Here is a 775-nt window from a genome sequence, read left to right as displayed (position 1 = left end):
GAGGATCAAGGACTCGAACCTTGACGAACGGTTTTGGAGACCGTCATGCTACCATTACACCAATCCTCTATATTCATGATTAAACACTCAAGATTTAATCACAAAAAAAGCAAGATCATAATCTTGCTTTTTTAATGGTGGGGGCGAAGAGACTCGAACTCTTACACCTTGCGGCGCTGGAACCTAAATCCAGTGCGTCTACCAATTTCGCCACGCCCCCGATGGCTGTGTATATTAGCGATAAGATCTGACAGTGACAAGTGTTTTTTTTCTAAAAAAAACTAACCGTGTAAATTGTATACAGATACTAGATCAATGATTTTTATCAATTTGAATCTCTTTTAAGCAATTTATTGCTTCATCAGCATTTGAAAACCGATTTTGCTGTTGTTTTTGTAATAAACCTGCAAGTAAGGGATAAAAAATCAAAAACTGCGTGGGTAATTGAATGTTTAATTTTTGACAGTGCAAGACTGCCCAATCACGATAACTACCAACTTCTAAGCGAGTTTGTGTTAACCATTCATATAGAACGATGCCAAAAGCATATAAATCGCTTTGTATTCCCTTATGCCCTCCTCTAAATAGCTCAGGAGCCATATAACGAGGTGTTGCATCCATGACTGTATCGCAACTTGAAATCGGTCTCGTTTTCTCAAAATCAATTAAATAAGGCTTTTGCTGAAACTTTCTAAAATGTTCTGCCTTAACGTCACCATGAATCCAGCCAAGTTCATGAAGCTCTGCAAGCTTATTTATTGCCAACCAAATCTTA

1 protein-coding gene and 1 tRNA gene are annotated in these 775 nt (G+C 37.8%); both read right to left on the bottom strand.

Going from position 1 to position 775, the window contains the following annotated elements; all coding sequences use genetic code 11:
• Positions 1 to 135 precede the first annotated feature (135 nt).
• Positions 136 to 220 (bottom strand) — tRNA-Leu (locus J536_RS24600).
• A 92-nt stretch (positions 221 to 312) separates the two neighbouring features.
• Positions 313 to 775, bottom strand: a 463-nt coding sequence (locus J536_RS24595) for a protein kinase domain-containing protein (RefSeq protein ID WP_032064325.1), incomplete at its 5' end; no start/stop codon positions are given.

Source organism: Acinetobacter sp. 809848 (genome assembly GCF_000581275.1).
GTDB classification, from domain to species: domain Bacteria; phylum Pseudomonadota; class Gammaproteobacteria; order Pseudomonadales; family Moraxellaceae; genus Acinetobacter; species Acinetobacter pittii.
This window is presented reverse-complemented; position numbering and strand designations above follow the sequence as displayed.